Raw genomic sequence first — 14,817 nt, 5'->3', positions numbered from 1 at the left:
ATCTTCTAAATATTATTTTATTAATGGTGTTAACAAATTGTTCACTAATATATTCCAAAAGTAGCATGACTTTTTTATAAAATGTACTTGAACTAGTAAAAAGTTTGAAAGGTAGTGGAGTATGTTCTATAGACCTCGTTCCGAATCAGATAAGATAAAGATTTTTAGATTATTGGATTCAAGAATGGAACTACTAGAAAATGACAAAAAGTATTACTTTAACCTTAAAAAGGGCTTTGAGGGGGAAGTAATGTTCGATAAATTAACCGAAAAACTTCAAAGTGATTCATTGATCCTAAACGATTTGCTGCTTAAGAGTAATAATGCATCATTCCAAATTGATTCTTTTATCATTCAGGAAACTTAACACCTCTTCGAAATAAAAAATTATGAGGGTGATTATTACTTCGAATCAGAAAATTTCTACCCGATGAACGGAAATAAGATCCAAAATCCCCTGCACCAGTTAAACAGATGTGAATCACTACTCAGCCAACTATTACTAAAGCACGGTTTCAGAATCCCCATAAAGGCATGGGTGGTATTTATTAATCCCACTTTCACCCTATATCAAGCACCTAAGAACAAACCTATAATATATCCAACACAACTTGATTTTCTTATGAAAAAGCTAAATGCCTCAACATCCAAGTTAAATGCTAGACACCAAAAGCTTGCAGAGCTATTGGTTTCCCTGCATCAAACTGAATCACCTTATACAGAGTTACCCAAATATGAATATGATCAGTTAAAAAAGGGCCAAACTTGCAAGGATTGCCACTCGTTTTCGGTTTTTTTAAACGGAAGAAAAATATCGTGTAATGAATGTGGGTTTGAGGAGGGAATTGAATCTGCTGTACTAAGGAGTGTGAGTGGCTTAAGCTCCTATTTCCTGATAAAAAAATTACAACTAATGTTGTTCTTGATTGGTGTCAAGTGGATGTGGCTAGGGCAAGGATAAGCAGGATTTTAAAGAAAAATCTGAAATCCAATGGATATGGTCAGTGGTCTTCTTATGAGTAAATAGAGGGAAACAAAATTAGAATATATGATAAAAGGATCTCCGTTTTGGTTTCTTGGAAGCCAATTGGGGATTTTTTTACTCCCCGGGTTTTGCATCCAATACCCTTCATTGGATTCATTTTTCTCTTTTTCTCCTCGCGTTTTGCATCCAATACCCCCTATTGGATTCATTTTTCTCTTTTTCTCCTCGTGTTTTGCATCCAATACCCTCTATTGGATTCATTTTTCTCTTTTTCCCCCTGGGTTTTGCATCCAATACCCCTCATGTTCCTGCTCTTTATTTTGTTTCTTTGCAGGATCACCATATAATTGGGAAATTTCCTTTGCCAATTCATCTAAAAACTCATCCGTTAGTAAAGGTTTTTTATGGCTAAACACGGTAGCCCTCCTCTTCGACTAAAATACTTTTATTATTTACTTTGCTTATGAAAAATATTCTTAGATAAAATTACCATTTACAATAAAATTTTTATTTACTTTTTTTTAACACGGGAGTATGATAATCAACAGTTTCAAATTTCTAAATCGCTAAAACCTTTTGGTGCGGGGGAACCATTCTTCCGGGTTGATCTTTAACCCAAAGGGGTGAATCCTTTCTAGGTAGGGCTACTCAATGGCCCGAATCCGACAGCTAACCTCGTAAGCGTTATATGAGAAGGAAGGTGGAGCTTGTGCGACATGAAAAATAATGTCTACAGGTCTATTCATTGATGACTTGTAGACTTTTTTATTTAAATAAAAATCCCTTGTATTGGGGTTTTTTTAGGTAAATAGAGAACAATATATTTATATTTATTCGGCGGTGAACAGGTATGATGTCTTCTATCAAGAGATTATTAATTGGGCGTCCTTTAAAATCAACAGCTTTAGGGGAACAAAAGCTTTCAAAAACGAAAGCATTAGCGATTCTTTCGTCGGATGCGCTATCATCCGTAGCCTATGGACCGGAACAAGTATTGATTGTCCTCGCGACATTAGGCACACTCGCCTTTTGGTATTCTATTCCAATTGCTATAGGGGTATTAATTTTATTAGCTGCTTTAATTCTATCCTACCGCCAGATTATCTTTGCCTATCCACATGGCGGCGGAGCATACGTGGTATCAAAAGAAAATTTAGGTATTAATCCGGGGCTGATAGCGGGTGGATCCTTATTAGTAGACTACATTTTAACGGTGGCTGTAAGTGTGTCTGCTGGTACCGATGCTATTACATCGGCATTTCCTGCCTTACATGCACACAATGTAGCGATTGCCATCATTTTTGTCATTTTTATTACCATCTTGAACTTAAGAGGGGTAACGGAATCAGCGTCTATTTTAGCGTATCCTGTTTATTTATTTGTGCTTGCTTTATTAATTTTAATTGGAGTCGGATTATTCAATATTATAACCGGCAGGGTTTCACCTGATTTATCTGCACCGATTGGTACACCTGTTGCAGGAATTAGTCTATTTATTCTTTTACGGGCTTTTGCGTCTGGAAGTTCCGCTTTAACAGGTGTAGAAGCGATTTCTAATGCAATTCCAAACTTTAAAGACCCCGCTCCTAAAAATGCTGCCAAAACGTTAATGGCGATGGGTTCCTTATTAGCTATACTTTTTTCCGGAATTGTATTATTAGCCTATTTTTACGGGATTGCTCCCCGCCATGAAGTGACGGTTGTCTCGCAAATTGCCGAAAATGTTTTTGGACGAAACGGCATGTATTATTTTATTCAGGGGACTACCGCCTTAATCTTAATCCTTGCGGCTAATACGGGATACTCAGCATTCCCGCTACTCGCTGTGAATTTGGCAAAAGATAAATTCATCCCAAGAATATTTACCATTCGGGGTGACCGATTAGGATACTCTAACGGTATCATTATCCTTGGAATTTCCTCAATTCTTTTAATCATGGCCTTTGGAGGTCAGACGGAACATCTTATCCCGCTTTATGCAGTTGGGGTTTTCATTCCATTTACGTTGTCGCAAACGGGAATGATGTTGAAATGGCTTCGTGAAAAACCAGCTGGATGGGTGCCGAAGCTCATTATTAACACAACAGGGGCATTGATTAGCTTTACTGTAACAATCGTGTTCTTTTTAACCAAGTTCGATCGGGTCTGGCCTGTGTTAATTTTTATTCCGATTATTATTTTTGTTTTCCATAGAATCAGAAAGCATTATGATGCAGTAGGCGACCAACTTAGAATCAGCACCTGTGAGCCCGTGCCCCGGATTGAAGGGAATGTCATTGTGGTACCGGTTGCCGGTATAACGCACGTGGTAGAGAACTCCATCAATTATGCAAAATCTCTATCACCCGACCAGATTATTGCCGTTTACGTTGCTTTTGAAAGAGAAGATGAAAAGAAGTTTGAAGAGAAATGGAAAAAGTGGCAGCCCGATGTTCGGCTTGTGACATTACATTCTCATTATCGCAGTATTATTCAACCATTGACTAAGTTTGTCGATACGGTTGAACATAAAGCGAGTGAATCGAATTATCAAGTTACCGTAGTCATTCCGCAATTTATCCCTAAGAAAGGCTGGCACAATATTCTTCATAACCAATCAAGTTTGCTGATTCGTTCATTCTTACTTTATCGGAGAAACGTAATTATTACGACTGTGCCTTACCATTTGAAAAAGTAAATCTCATATGTCTCTAACAAAAAACATCTGATCAAAGGACCAGATGTTTTTTTATTATACTAATGTTTTCCTTAAGGTTCGCAAATAAGGGGAACGAATGAGGAAGAAGTAAATCGCTAACGACTAGACCTTGAGCCATATAGTCTTCTTTTATAGACGAAATAGTACATGCTTAACGGCCACCAAAGTACGCAAAAGATTGGGTATACGGCCCAGATCTCGCCGGTGCTGGAGATGGCATTGACTGTAATAAAAAAGATCGTTAGTAAGAGAGTGGCATGAAGTGAGAATGCAAAAAAGGTTTTTCGCTTGGCATGATAGATGGTAAGCGGCCACCATAATACAACGAAGGCAGGGTAGATGGCCCACGGATGCTGCGGCCACACGAATACATTAAGCACAGCATAATAGAAAATAATCGTCGAGCTCCCTATCAAGGCCACGGTTAAGGTTAGCGCACGCTTTTCTAAAAAAACTAGAATTGGCCACCAGAAAATCGGATAAATCGTCAAAATTGACCAGGGATACTGTGGTGAATGGAGGAAATTCTCAACTGTCAAAAAGGAGATAAGCAATAAACTATATGAAAGAGCTAGTTGTTTGTGTTTCCCTTTTTTCACACAGTACACACCAATTGGCCACAATGACAGCACAAAAGAAGGATAAAAAAACCACACGTACTGACTGCTAGTTAAATAGTTAACAAGCATAAGAAAGATAATAGTCATGATACTTCCCGCGACGGCGAAGCCTGGATCAAATTTTCTCATTGTAATCCCTCCCTATTTTGACCGCTGCCAATTGAAATACATGGTTAGCGGCCACCATAACACCGCGAATGTTGGATAGACAAACCAGATTGTTTGCGGCGAATAGGCAAAATTGATAAACACAAATAACGCGATGATAAGAATACTGCCCCAAATGGAAAAACCTAAATTTAATTTCGTCATGTTTTTTTTCACCGGCTGCTTTACACCCAGCTCCTTTTTTAAGTCTTCAATATCGCCAAAGTCTACAATTGCTTTATTAATCGCATCTTCCTCTTCCTTACCTTGTTCCATTAAGTCCAGCACTTTTTCTTCAAGGTTTTCTAATACTTCCTGCTTTACAGCCTTCTTTTGCTCACTCTCTGGAACATCTTTAAACAGCTCATCCACATGATTTTTTAATTTTTTCACTTTAACCCCTCCATAAATAAATCGATTACTTCTTTCGTTTCTTTCCATTCTTCAACCATTTCTTTTAAATATGCCTTTCCAAGCGTGGTAATCCTGTAATATTTCCTTTTCCCTCCCTGGGAAACACTTCCCGTATACGATTCAATTAATTCCTTTTTCTCAAGTCGCTGAAATACAGCATATAATGTTGCTTCTTTTATCTGAAATCGATTGTCTGTTCGTGAACTGATTTCCTTCGATATTTCATAGCCATACCTGTCTTGTTCAAAAATCAGGCGCAAAATAATCGAATCCAAATGACCGCGAATAAGATCGCTTCTAATCATCTTTTCACTTCCTTGATTATTAACTATTCTATCTGATAGAGTAATATTACATCGAATTACTCTATCTGTCAAAGTAATATTTGAAAAAATTTTCCTTATTTTTAAGTTAAATGGTTTTTACATTGACTTTATAGTCGCTCCGCCCCTTACAACACAAAAAACATCTTCCAAAACTTTGAAAGATGTTTTTTCATACGTTTTTTTCATCAATCTTTTTTCAGAGTGCTTTTGTCTTTAGAGACCCTGTTAACTCTTCTCCACCCTCTTAACCTCTTCATATGGCTGCACAACGACGAAGCCATCGCCTTCGAACCTCATCTGGATCGATTCGCCGCTGCCCCTGCCGAAGAATGTTTTTAAACTGATATCTGTTTGAAATTCCGGCTGGAGGTTTCCGGACCAGGCGACCGTGGCATTTGGGTCGGTAATCACCGGCTGACCCGGCAAAACCCGTAATGTCAGCGGTTCATAATGGGTGGTAATCGCGATCATGCCAGTTCCCTCACAACGGACATTGAATAAGCCGCCCGCCATCATTCCAGCAATTCGCCTCATTAATTTAATATTCCACTTAATCCCCGGTTCAAATGCCAGCAGGTCGTTACCGTTCACAAAAATGGAGTCGTTTTGCAAATTTAAAATAATGATCTTTTTCCCCTCATCCGCAAGGTACAATTTCCCTCGGCCGTTCGCTTTCATTAAGGAAGCCCCTTCGCCGGTAAAAGCCTTTTTAAACGCTGTTCCCAGTCCGTGTTCTAAAATACCTTCACGTTCAAATTTTATTTTTCCATGATAGGCAACCATTGACCCTGCTTTTGCCCATACAAGCCCATCCAAGTTCACCTCAAGCATTCGGGGTGTCTCTAATTCAAAAAAGCCTTCACCTTTATCCTTTTGCTCCGTTTGTTGAATAAATTCCTCCATTGAGTATCTGCTCATCCAGACCAACTCCCTTCCATAATTGTATGTACGTGGAAAAGTTAAAATTGTTTCAAAAATTTACTTTTAATCTTCTATTCATACCCCATTCACAATCGATGCTTACGATAAGGGCAAATGTTGATAAGAGTTGAAAACGATGGTAAAACTATTCTTCCATGACAATTGACTTTCTATTTATTCAAATCAGGAAAGAAAAACAGCACCGGATCACATTCCCGATGCTGTTTAAGAGTGTATTTTAAATAAAATGGTTTTTATCATTAAAACCGTTATAAATAAAAAGATAACTAAAATCGCGCCACTAATATAATAGAGAAAATCCGGACGTAAACTACTGGTATAAAAAATAAAGCTTGCAACCCCAAATAACACCAGCAAAAATAATTCAAATAAGAGGGCTGTAAACACAAACACCAAATAGGGTTTCACTATTTTCGGATGGGAGACATGTTTAAGGGTAAGCCCTTCCCAACAGAGACTTGCCAGATTCCCCAAGTAAATCACCCCAATGGACATATTTTATCAAACAGTATGCCCATTGATGGGGAAAAATTACCATTCCCCTAAAAATGATCTTACGGTTTTGGATTAATGCTTAATCCTGCGATGATCATTAATAGAGTAAACAGTAATAAAAAGATACTTAAAGAAAGGCCCCAGATTGCATATAATCTCGACCTTTTCCTCGTAATTAGCCCAAGGAGGCCGAGGAAAAAGCCCACGAGCGGAAGCTCAACGATAAACGTTCTAGGAAAAATCGGTACTTTTAACAACAGGGCAACGTTTAAGCCGGCCAGTCCAATAAGAGCAATCAGGAAAGATAAGAACCCTGATATGGTTGGCAGGCGCCGGCCGCCTCCTTTTTTCTTTATTCCCAATTCCATAATTTAACCTCCCCTACTTTCACAGCCCGGATTTCCCGCATGTCCTGAAGTTTTCTTAGCTCTTCTGTCGGACCGGTGATGACGGCGCCGTATACGTTTATTCCATGTTTTTTGATATAAGCGAGGCGGCTTCCCAATGACAAGGATTTAGCGCGTGCCACTTTGGTAGCTACTGATTCATTTTTTTCAAGCTGCAATAGAATTTCAAGAAAGGCCTTTTCATTATCATCTGTTTTGAATGGAGACCAAGTGGTTGGATCGTACTGTGCCGGATAACCTAATGGCGTAATTGGGACTCCCTCTTGATCTACCTGGGCTGCATCCATACCTGTATCCACAGCAAGCCAGCGGAGCTCCATATTTTTTGGCAGACTCTCTTTCAATTCCTCCGGCTTCATAACCTGATTTAAAGAAACATACACCTCTGAAACCGTCCCATCCGGAAGTTTTTTCAACATATCCCAGCCTGTGGTTGACGAAAAAGTCAGAGTTGCATCAGGATGAACCATGAACTCGGTTTCTTTATTAGGGTATTCATCCAACGGCCGTTCTAAAAACAGGTTTTTCTTCGGAAAGTCGGGCTGATCCAGTAAAAAATCAATATCATAGTTGCCAACCTTGAAATCCTCTTTACCAATTCTTTTAAATAAATCAAAATTGATAGTCATCGAGAAAAAGCCGACTTCATCTTCCAGGCGCAGCTCTTCCAGGCTCATATTTGGCTCAGTCACATAAATGGTTTTCGTCGCAACATCAATCAGCTGGTTGGCCCTGTCGCCAGTTGCATAATACATATAGGAAGCCAATGTCATAACCGGAACAATCAGAAGCAAAATCGCCAGACTGATCATGATATTTGTTCTTCTGGCGGTATATTTTCCAAGTTTCACAATCTCTGATTGACCCTCCTCTGTATAAGGCTGAAATTCATTCATCTCCTTTACGGATTCCTGTAAATATTGTTGATAGCCTTTTTCCTCATCATGTCTATCACTCATCCGTCTTCATCCTTTCTTTGACTCTATCCATAACTTTCTTTCTCGCTCTGTGTAAATGACTTTTCAAAGTATTTAATTTTATTCCAAGAACATCGGCTGCTTCATGGTATTTCAACTGATGCAAGTCGCATAACAGCAAAACATGTCTTTCCTGCTCCCTTAATGAGTCAATGTCTGCAAGCAGCCTTTGAAAGCTTTCTTTTTCCAGCAGCCGTTTCTCCGGCGTCTCCTTTGAGCCAGACTCACCCTCTACCAGTTGGTCGACGGTTACCAGCCGTTTATTTTTTCGTTGAAAATCAATAAAGGCATGGTAAGCGACCTTAAATAGCCAAGCACGAATATTGGAGATTTCATAATCCTCCAGGTGCAAATAGGCCCGGTAAAAAGCCTCTTGAACCAAATCCTCCGCAATAAAATGATCCTTTGAAAGGGAGTACAGGTAGCGATATAAATCATTTACATTTTCTCGATAAGCCTGATCTAACTCCACACCTGCTCCCCCTTTCACCCTAACCACGTTTAACGATAGCAAAAGGTTGCAGATTTTAGATGAAAATTTTAAAAAAATAGTTATATTCATAAATAATGTTGTTTTTTACTGTGTTCACTTCCATAGACGACCTTAATAGGGTGTAAATTTATATTCTATTACGCGCTAATCTGATTTATCAGCAAATTAAAAAAGCAACACTTGAATAAGGGACTCCCCCCTTGTTCAAGTGTTGCAGCTTTTTTAATAATTAACTAAATTACTCATTTGGTAAAATTTTCTTGACAGCAATCTTTGTATTAGTGTACTATTTGATTAGTACACTAATACATGGATACTGGAGGCAAAATAATGGACGCTCTTATAGGTTTATTAAAAAAGGATTTAACATTAATGAGATTTTGGTACATTGTTTGGTTGGTGTTCACAGCACTGAGTATGGGGGGAGGATATATCCTTTCTAACTGGATTGCTGAGCCAAGTGTGATTGTGCCCATTTTCGTCATGCTTGCGGGTATCCATATTTTTTTAATGCCCATCATCATCCTTCAGACTTTGAGGATTGAAGGGAAAACACAAATTTGGCTGTACAATCCGCAAAGCAGTCAAAAGTTGTTATTTTCCAAAATCAGTGCTGCGTTCTTACTGCAGATTATTTCACAATGCCTTCTATCTCTGTATGGTGTGTTCGTGACGAGCATTCTTGTGAAGCATGGCTTAATCGGCAGCTTTCGCGAATTTCTCCCTATTAAACAAGGTTTATTCTTCCATGGTGGTATGTTGTCGATTTCGATCTACATTTCGCTTTGGGTCATTTTCCTTTGGACTGTTTATCATTCACTTGGTAAATACCCAAAGGTAAAAAATTTCCGTTGGCTTGTTGTCCTGCTCGTTTGGGGTTCCTATAACGTATTCGAGGCATTACTTGTCAAACTTCAAGTACTTCCACAAGAACTTTTTACTTTCGGTATTAATTTGCAAGTGGCTCCAAGTATGAATTACGATCTTCAAAACGGATGGGAAATTAAATACATGAGTGCATCCCTGCCGATTATTCCGATTATTTTATACACGATTCTAACCATCATTTTATTTTTCATTGCAAGCCGGCTTCTCGATAAGAAAGTTGAGGTGTAATCGGGATGGCGACCAATTTTGAAACATCCAAACCAATATATATGCAAATTGTCGATACCATTTTTCAAAGAATTGTGCGCGGAGAAATTGGGCCGGGTGAAAAGCTGGCTTCTGTAAGAGAAATGGCGATTCACTCAGGCGTGAATCCGAATACAATTCAACGGTCATATGCGGAAATGGAAAGAATGGGAGTAGTGGAAACGAAGCGGGGACAAGGGACATTTGTCATTGAAGGGGAGATTATTGTGGAACGATTAAGGCATACGATGCAAACGGAGATTATCAGCCAGTTTGTTAAAAGTATGGAGGAGCTTGGTATTTCACGACAGCAGATGATTTCCAGACTAGAATCATTTTTAAAAGAAGGTGAGCAAAATGACGATCCACTTAAATAACGTAACGAAAAAATACGGATCAGATGTCGCATTGAATCAGGTGAGCATGGATTTTCAACCGGGGAAAATATACGGTCTGCTTGGCCCGAATGGCAGCGGCAAGTCGACCACCTTAAAGATGATTACCGGACTCGTCTATCCAGATCACGGAACCATTACTGTCTTGGGAGAAAAGGCAACACGGAGAATTTGCAAATCAGTTGCCTATTTAACCGAACTCGACATGTTCTACGATTCCTTTACCGTTGATAAAATTATTGCCTTTTACGCATCCCAATTCCCTGATTTCAGCCTAGAAAAGTCGCATCAACTATTAAAGGAGATGAATCTTTCCGGCAATAAAAAAATCAAACAACTTTCAAAAGGAAACCGAGGCCGGTTAAAGCTTGTGCTCACGTTATCAAGGGAAGTGCCCATTGTATTACTTGATGAACCTTTTTCCGGATTAGATCCGCTGGTAAGGGATTCAATTGTTAAAAGCTTATTATCTTACATTAACTTTGAAGAACAAACTGTTCTGATTGCTACTCATGAAATTGATGAAATCGAATCGATTATGGATGAAGTTATGGTGATCTACAACGGTAACATAATTGGAAGAGAAAATGTGGAACAGCTTCGTGAGGAACAGGGCATATCCGTTTTGGAATGGTTTAAACAGACAATGAAACAAATGGGAGTGTGAAAAGGATGAAATCGGTAGTAGAGTTGAAAAATGTTTCAAAGAAAATACGTGGAAAAACGATCATAGATAATCTTAGCTTTTCCGTTGAGGCTGGGGAAGTATTTGGATTTCTGGGGCCAAATGGCGCCGGGAAAACAACAACCATCCGAATGATTGTTGGATTAATCGGAATCACCTCAGGCGAAATTGCCATCTGTGGAAAAAGCGTTGCGAAAGACTATGAAAACGCCATTAGGCATGTAGGAGCCATTGTAGAAAATCCCGAGCTTTATAAATTTTTAACTGGATATCAAAACTTGCAGCAAGTGGCCCGTTTAACAAAAGGAATGACAAAGGAAAAAATCGATGAAGCCGTGAAGCTCGTTGGTTTATCGGATCGTATCCACGATAAAGTAAAGACGTATTCACTGGGGATGAGGCAGCGACTTGGGATTGCACAAAGCCTCTTGCATAATCCGAAGGTGCTGATTTTAGATGAGCCTACCAATGGACTTGACCCGGCCGGCATCCGTGAAATTAGGGATTACTTACGAAGACTGGCCCAAGAAAAGAACCTTGCCATTATTGTTTCCAGTCATTTGCTATCGGAAATGGAAATGATGTGTGACAGGATTGCCATCATTCAAAAAGGCAAATTAGTCAATGTGCAGCAAGTTCGCGATGATACAGAAGTTGAAAAGAAAACCTATGTGTGCGATGTGAATAACCCCAGTGAGGCGATTGCAGTATTAGCTGCGCATAACATTCAGGCTGCCGGGCATGAAGATGGTATTCAGCTGTTACTAGAAACACCGCAAGTACCTGATGTATTGCGCATTCTTCTTACGAATGACATTCTTGTTTTTGAAATGAAAGTGATAAAAAAATCGCTCGAAGACAGATTTTTAGAAATTACGCAGGAGGAGGAGGTGGCGGCCAATGCTTAGTCTTATTTACAACGAATGGGTAAAAATCTGTAAGCAAAAAAGCACCCTTTTGATGATTGCTTTACTCGCCCTGATCGTCATGGCTGCCGGAGGATTGACTAAATATATGGAGTCTAAAGCAGGCCCGGCTGCAGGCGATTGGAAGCAAGCATTGCAAGCGGAAAATACCAGCCTGAAACAAAACATGGAGGGCGCAGAAATCGTGGCTCCTTCGTTAAGGGAATATACGAATAAACAAATCGCGATTAATGAATACCGAATCAAGCATGATGTAGCCCCTGCAAAAGAAAGCACAGTTTGGACATTTATGAACGACTCGGCAGATTTGATCAGTTTTGCCGGACTATTCGTGATTATCATTGCGGCTGGTATTGTTGCCCATGAATTTTCATGGGGCACAATCAAAATCCTTTTAGTAAAACCGTTTAATAGATGGAAAATATTACTTTCTAAATATATTGCTGTCAATCTATTCTTTTTGCTCATGCTCGCTGTGGTATTTGTGATTGCCGGAGCGACCGGGTTTGTACTTTTTGGAACGGGCGTAGCCGCTAATAATGTACATCTCGCGTTCGTAAACGGAGCGGTTGTGGAACAAAACCTATTCTTATATCTAGTAAAAACATATGCGTTAAATTCCTTAAGCGTGTATTTACTGGTGGCAATGGCCTTTATGATTTCGGCTGTCTTTAGAAACAGCAGTTTGGCCATTGGTCTTTCCGTATTCCTTTTGCTCATGGGCGGAACCATTACAAACCTATTGGCCAGTAAGTTTGATTGGGCAAAATATAGCCTTTTTGCCAACACAAACTTAATGCAATATTATGATGGAATGCCATTGGTAGAAGGAATGACAATTGGCTTCTCCATTACGATGATATTGATTTATTTTGCTATTTTCCATCTTCTCGCCTTTGGTATTTTCACAAAACGGGATATTTCAGTTTAACAGAAAATAATAGTAGGAGGCCCTCACCACTTTGTTGGGTGAGGGCTTCCTACTATTATTTATGCACAACCAGATGTGCGAAGTGAAAATGGTCAAATGCATGTAATCCATTTCCTCTGTCCGCAAAATACAATTCTTCGATATTGGCGGGAGAAAGATTTTCATATAGTAGCATATTGCAAGCTTGAAGCTCCCGGTCAAGCTCGAACGGATCGAAACCCGTAACCATCGGTTCACCTGTCATGGCAGTAATTTGCCGCATCTGAATAAGTTTCTTTGAAGCTTTTCCGTCATTAAAAGCCGTATCATCAAGGTAATCAAAGACGAAAGAACTTCCGTTCATAGACATATCTGAAATAGAAGAAAGGAGGTTAAAGAAATCAGCCTTTTCTAAGTACATGACGACACCCAATAAACTAAAATAGGCATACTTTTGAGAATCATAGCCGCCTTTTTTTAGCTCATCAGGTAAGGAATCTTGCTTAAAATCTACGGGAACAAATTTTACGTTTGCAGGAATATCAAAACCCATTTCTTGAAGGCGGTTTCGTTTAAATGCTTGGGTTGCGGGGTGGTCGACTTCATAGATGATAAAATCTTCCGGTAAGTTTTTTTGACGAAGGGCAAACGTATCAAGGCCAGCCCCTAAAATGACATATTGTTTCACACCACGTTCAATAGCAGACATAAGGCCGTCCTCTGCATATCTTGCCCGGCTGACTAATTGTGGAATCGTCTGGTTATTCATCACCCATTCTAATTTTTCTTCAAACGCCTTCAAAGATTCATTCTTTTCCGGGTCAAAAAAGGCAATTGCATTAGCCCAATTGGTGCTGATTAACTGTTTTTCCTCTTCGCGTAAAAGTGAATGAGCAATCCAATCATTAAAAATGTGCTGATGACTGTTCATTGCATGGTAACCTCTAGAAAAGCAGCTTACTAACGCTGTTAAACTTTCCTTATTAACATCCACAAAATCTCCCCCTTAAACAGAAAAAACTCCCAGCAAAATTTTGCTAGGAGTTTATTGTATGTTAGAATTACCATACTGTCAATAAATATTTATTTTAACATAATTCTCAATAAAAGTCAATAAAAACTTTTATTTTTTCAAAAAAACATTGGTGCCTGACACCCTTTTTAACATGACACCCTTGTTAACAGAATCGACAAAAATCTGCTTCAATTCCGCTTTCATATCATTGTTTCACGCGTTAAAATAAATGGTATAACTACGGTCCTAACCGTCGTTATTATTTTTTCAGTCTATTATAAAAAAAGTTAATATAAATTATTAAATTTATCAATATAGATGGAGTGTAGATATGAATTTAAATAAACTTGAAGCGTTTATTTTGGTTGTTGAGAAAAAAAGTTTCTCAGAAGCAGCTGCAACTCTGAAAAGTTCACAGCCGACAACAAGCCTTAAAATAAAGAGCTTAGAAGAAGAACTTGGATTGGAACTCCTGGAACGAGGCACATCGGGAATACAGCCAACTGCCGCAGGTCAGCTCGTTTATCATGCCGCGAAAGAAATATCACAAAGATGGAGAAGATTGGAGGATGACCTTCATGGATTTCAAGATACATTAACCGGAACTTTGACCATTGGTGCAAGTACCATCCCTGGAACCTATCTAGTGCCGGGTTGGATTAAGACATTCCGAAACCTTTACCCAAAGGTCGAGGTAACCATTGAAATTGGTGATTCTAAAAAAATCCTCGATAAACTTCTGGATCATCAAATTGATGTAGGAATTATTGGCCTTGAGCATGATTCAAACAAACTTACATTTAGGCCGATTGCCTCTGATTCACTAATATTGATTACACCAAATGAACACCCGATGGTCCATTCAGACGACCCGGATTTAAGTCAGATCAAACAATATGATTTTGTTATAAGAGAAAAGGGTTCTGGTACCAGGAAGGTCATGGAGGATTACCTATCTCTTCATGAGTGTTCACTTTCCGATTTACACTCTGTTGTCTCGATTGGCAGTACCGAAGCCGTAATTGCTGCTGTAGAAGCAGGACTTGGCATCAGTTTTATTTCGAAACTGGCAGCACTGCCCGCCGCAAAAGCGGGTCGGATCCAGATTGTTGAAAAATTCGATCCATTTCTAAGAAACTTTTATTTTACTTCGCTGACGGATACAGAAAACCGGCCAATCATTAAAGAATTTACGGAGCTTTTATTTAAGGGTTGATGCAAAGAGAAATATTTTTTTAAAAAAAGAGG

Annotated in this window: 17 protein-coding genes and 1 riboswitch; of the genes, 8 read left to right on the top strand and 9 right to left on the bottom strand. The window is 39.1% G+C overall.

The genetic code is table 11. The features are described 5' to 3' along the window. The first annotated feature begins 430 nt into the window (after positions 1-430). Positions 431-961: a nuclease-related domain-containing protein gene (locus tag ACIQXV_RS21590; RefSeq protein ID WP_402961995.1), complete on the top strand. Its 531-nt coding sequence runs from the start codon at positions 431-433 to the stop codon at positions 959-961. A gap of 281 nt (positions 962-1,242) precedes the next feature. Here the strand turns inward: ACIQXV_RS21590 and ACIQXV_RS21585 are convergent, their stop codons facing one another. After that, positions 1,243-1,401 (bottom strand): bacitracin ABC transporter ATP-binding protein, encoded by a 159-nt coding sequence (locus ACIQXV_RS21585; RefSeq protein ID WP_402961994.1) that lies wholly within the window; start codon positions 1,399-1,401, stop codon positions 1,243-1,245. Positions 1,402-1,539: 138 nt separating this feature from the next. After that, positions 1,540-1,685, top strand: a riboswitch (cyclic di-AMP (ydaO/yuaA leader). A gap of 150 nt (positions 1,686-1,835) precedes the next feature. Here ACIQXV_RS21585 and ACIQXV_RS21580 point away from each other — a divergent pair. After that, a complete protein-coding gene (locus ACIQXV_RS21580) occupies positions 1,836-3,662 on the top strand; it encodes an APC family permease (RefSeq protein ID WP_402961992.1) in 1,827 nt (608 codons plus the stop codon). A gap of 116 nt (positions 3,663-3,778) precedes the next feature. Here the strand turns inward: ACIQXV_RS21580 and ACIQXV_RS21575 are convergent, their stop codons facing one another. The 7 genes from ACIQXV_RS21575 to ACIQXV_RS21545 all read right to left on the bottom strand — a co-directional run bounded on the left by ACIQXV_RS21575 (position 3,779) and on the right by ACIQXV_RS21545 (position 8,483). Then, positions 3,779-4,432 (bottom strand): hypothetical protein, encoded by a 654-nt coding sequence (locus ACIQXV_RS21575; RefSeq protein WP_402961990.1) that lies wholly within the window; start codon positions 4,430-4,432, stop codon positions 3,779-3,781. Between the two features lie 12 nt (positions 4,433-4,444). Next, positions 4,445-4,843 carry a permease prefix domain 1-containing protein gene (locus ACIQXV_RS21570; protein ID WP_402961989.1) on the bottom strand — a complete coding sequence of 133 codons (399 nt, stop codon included), beginning with the start codon at positions 4,841-4,843 and terminating at the stop codon, positions 4,445-4,447. Then, entirely contained in the window at positions 4,840-5,169 is a 330-nt protein-coding gene (locus tag ACIQXV_RS21565) for a PadR family transcriptional regulator (RefSeq protein WP_402961987.1), read from the bottom strand. Before ACIQXV_RS21565 ends, ACIQXV_RS21570 begins: the two co-directional genes overlap by 4 nt. A 246-nt stretch (positions 5,170-5,415) precedes the next feature. Then, entirely contained in the window at positions 5,416-6,108 is a 693-nt protein-coding gene (locus ACIQXV_RS21560) for an AIM24 family protein (RefSeq protein ID WP_402961985.1), read from the bottom strand. A 578-nt stretch (positions 6,109-6,686) separates the two neighbouring features. After that, a complete protein-coding gene (locus tag ACIQXV_RS21555) occupies positions 6,687-6,995 on the bottom strand; it encodes a hypothetical protein (RefSeq protein WP_402961984.1) in 309 nt (102 codons plus the stop codon). Beyond that, positions 6,980-7,993, bottom strand: a complete 1,014-nt coding sequence (locus tag ACIQXV_RS21550; RefSeq protein WP_402961982.1) for an anti-sigma factor — start codon at positions 7,991-7,993, stop codon at positions 6,980-6,982. Before ACIQXV_RS21550 ends, ACIQXV_RS21555 begins: the two co-directional genes overlap by 16 nt. Continuing rightward, positions 7,986-8,483, bottom strand: a complete 498-nt coding sequence (locus tag ACIQXV_RS21545) for a sigma-70 family RNA polymerase sigma factor (protein WP_402961980.1) — start codon at positions 8,481-8,483, stop codon at positions 7,986-7,988. Before ACIQXV_RS21545 ends, ACIQXV_RS21550 begins: the two co-directional genes overlap by 8 nt. Before the next feature lie 351 nt (positions 8,484-8,834). On the opposite strand from ACIQXV_RS21545, the gene ACIQXV_RS21540 reads away from it, so the two are divergent. The 5 genes from ACIQXV_RS21540 to ACIQXV_RS21520 are packed head-to-tail and all read left to right on the top strand — an operon-like array spanning position 8,835 to position 12,575. Next, entirely contained in the window at positions 8,835-9,620 is a 786-nt protein-coding gene (locus tag ACIQXV_RS21540; protein WP_402961979.1) for a hypothetical protein, read from the top strand. Between the two features lie 5 nt (positions 9,621-9,625). Next, positions 9,626-10,015 carry a GntR family transcriptional regulator gene (locus ACIQXV_RS21535; protein ID WP_402961977.1) on the top strand — a complete coding sequence of 130 codons (390 nt, stop codon included), beginning with the start codon at positions 9,626-9,628 and terminating at the stop codon, positions 10,013-10,015. Beyond that, positions 9,996-10,700 carry an ABC transporter ATP-binding protein gene (locus ACIQXV_RS21530; protein ID WP_402961975.1) on the top strand — a complete coding sequence of 235 codons (705 nt, stop codon included), beginning with the start codon at positions 9,996-9,998 and terminating at the stop codon, positions 10,698-10,700. The genes ACIQXV_RS21535 and ACIQXV_RS21530 overlap by 20 nt, the downstream gene beginning before the upstream one ends. A 5-nt stretch (positions 10,701-10,705) precedes the next feature. After that, positions 10,706-11,626, top strand: a complete 921-nt coding sequence (locus ACIQXV_RS21525) for an ABC transporter ATP-binding protein (RefSeq protein ID WP_402961974.1) — start codon at positions 10,706-10,708, stop codon at positions 11,624-11,626. Beyond that, a complete protein-coding gene (locus tag ACIQXV_RS21520; RefSeq protein ID WP_402961972.1) occupies positions 11,619-12,575 on the top strand; it encodes an ABC transporter permease in 957 nt (318 codons plus the stop codon). Before ACIQXV_RS21525 ends, ACIQXV_RS21520 begins: the two co-directional genes overlap by 8 nt. Before the next feature lie 55 nt (positions 12,576-12,630). On the opposite strand, the gene ACIQXV_RS21515 is transcribed toward ACIQXV_RS21520, so the two are convergent. Beyond that, positions 12,631-13,548 carry a class I SAM-dependent methyltransferase gene (locus ACIQXV_RS21515; protein ID WP_402961970.1) on the bottom strand — a complete coding sequence of 306 codons (918 nt, stop codon included), beginning with the start codon at positions 13,546-13,548 and terminating at the stop codon, positions 12,631-12,633. Positions 13,549-13,900: 352 nt separating this feature from the next. Here ACIQXV_RS21515 and ACIQXV_RS21510 point away from each other — a divergent pair, with 352 nt between their 5' ends. Beyond that, positions 13,901-14,785, top strand: a complete 885-nt coding sequence (locus ACIQXV_RS21510; protein WP_402961968.1) for a selenium metabolism-associated LysR family transcriptional regulator — start codon at positions 13,901-13,903, stop codon at positions 14,783-14,785. Positions 14,786-14,817: the final 32 nt, after the last annotated feature.

Origin of the sequence: Neobacillus sp. NPDC097160 (genome assembly GCF_044762155.1) — a bacterium.
GTDB lineage: Bacteria > Bacillota > Bacilli > Bacillales > Cytobacillaceae > Neobacillus.
Note: the sequence above shows the minus strand (reverse complement) of the source record. Positions and strands in the feature narration are given on the sequence as shown.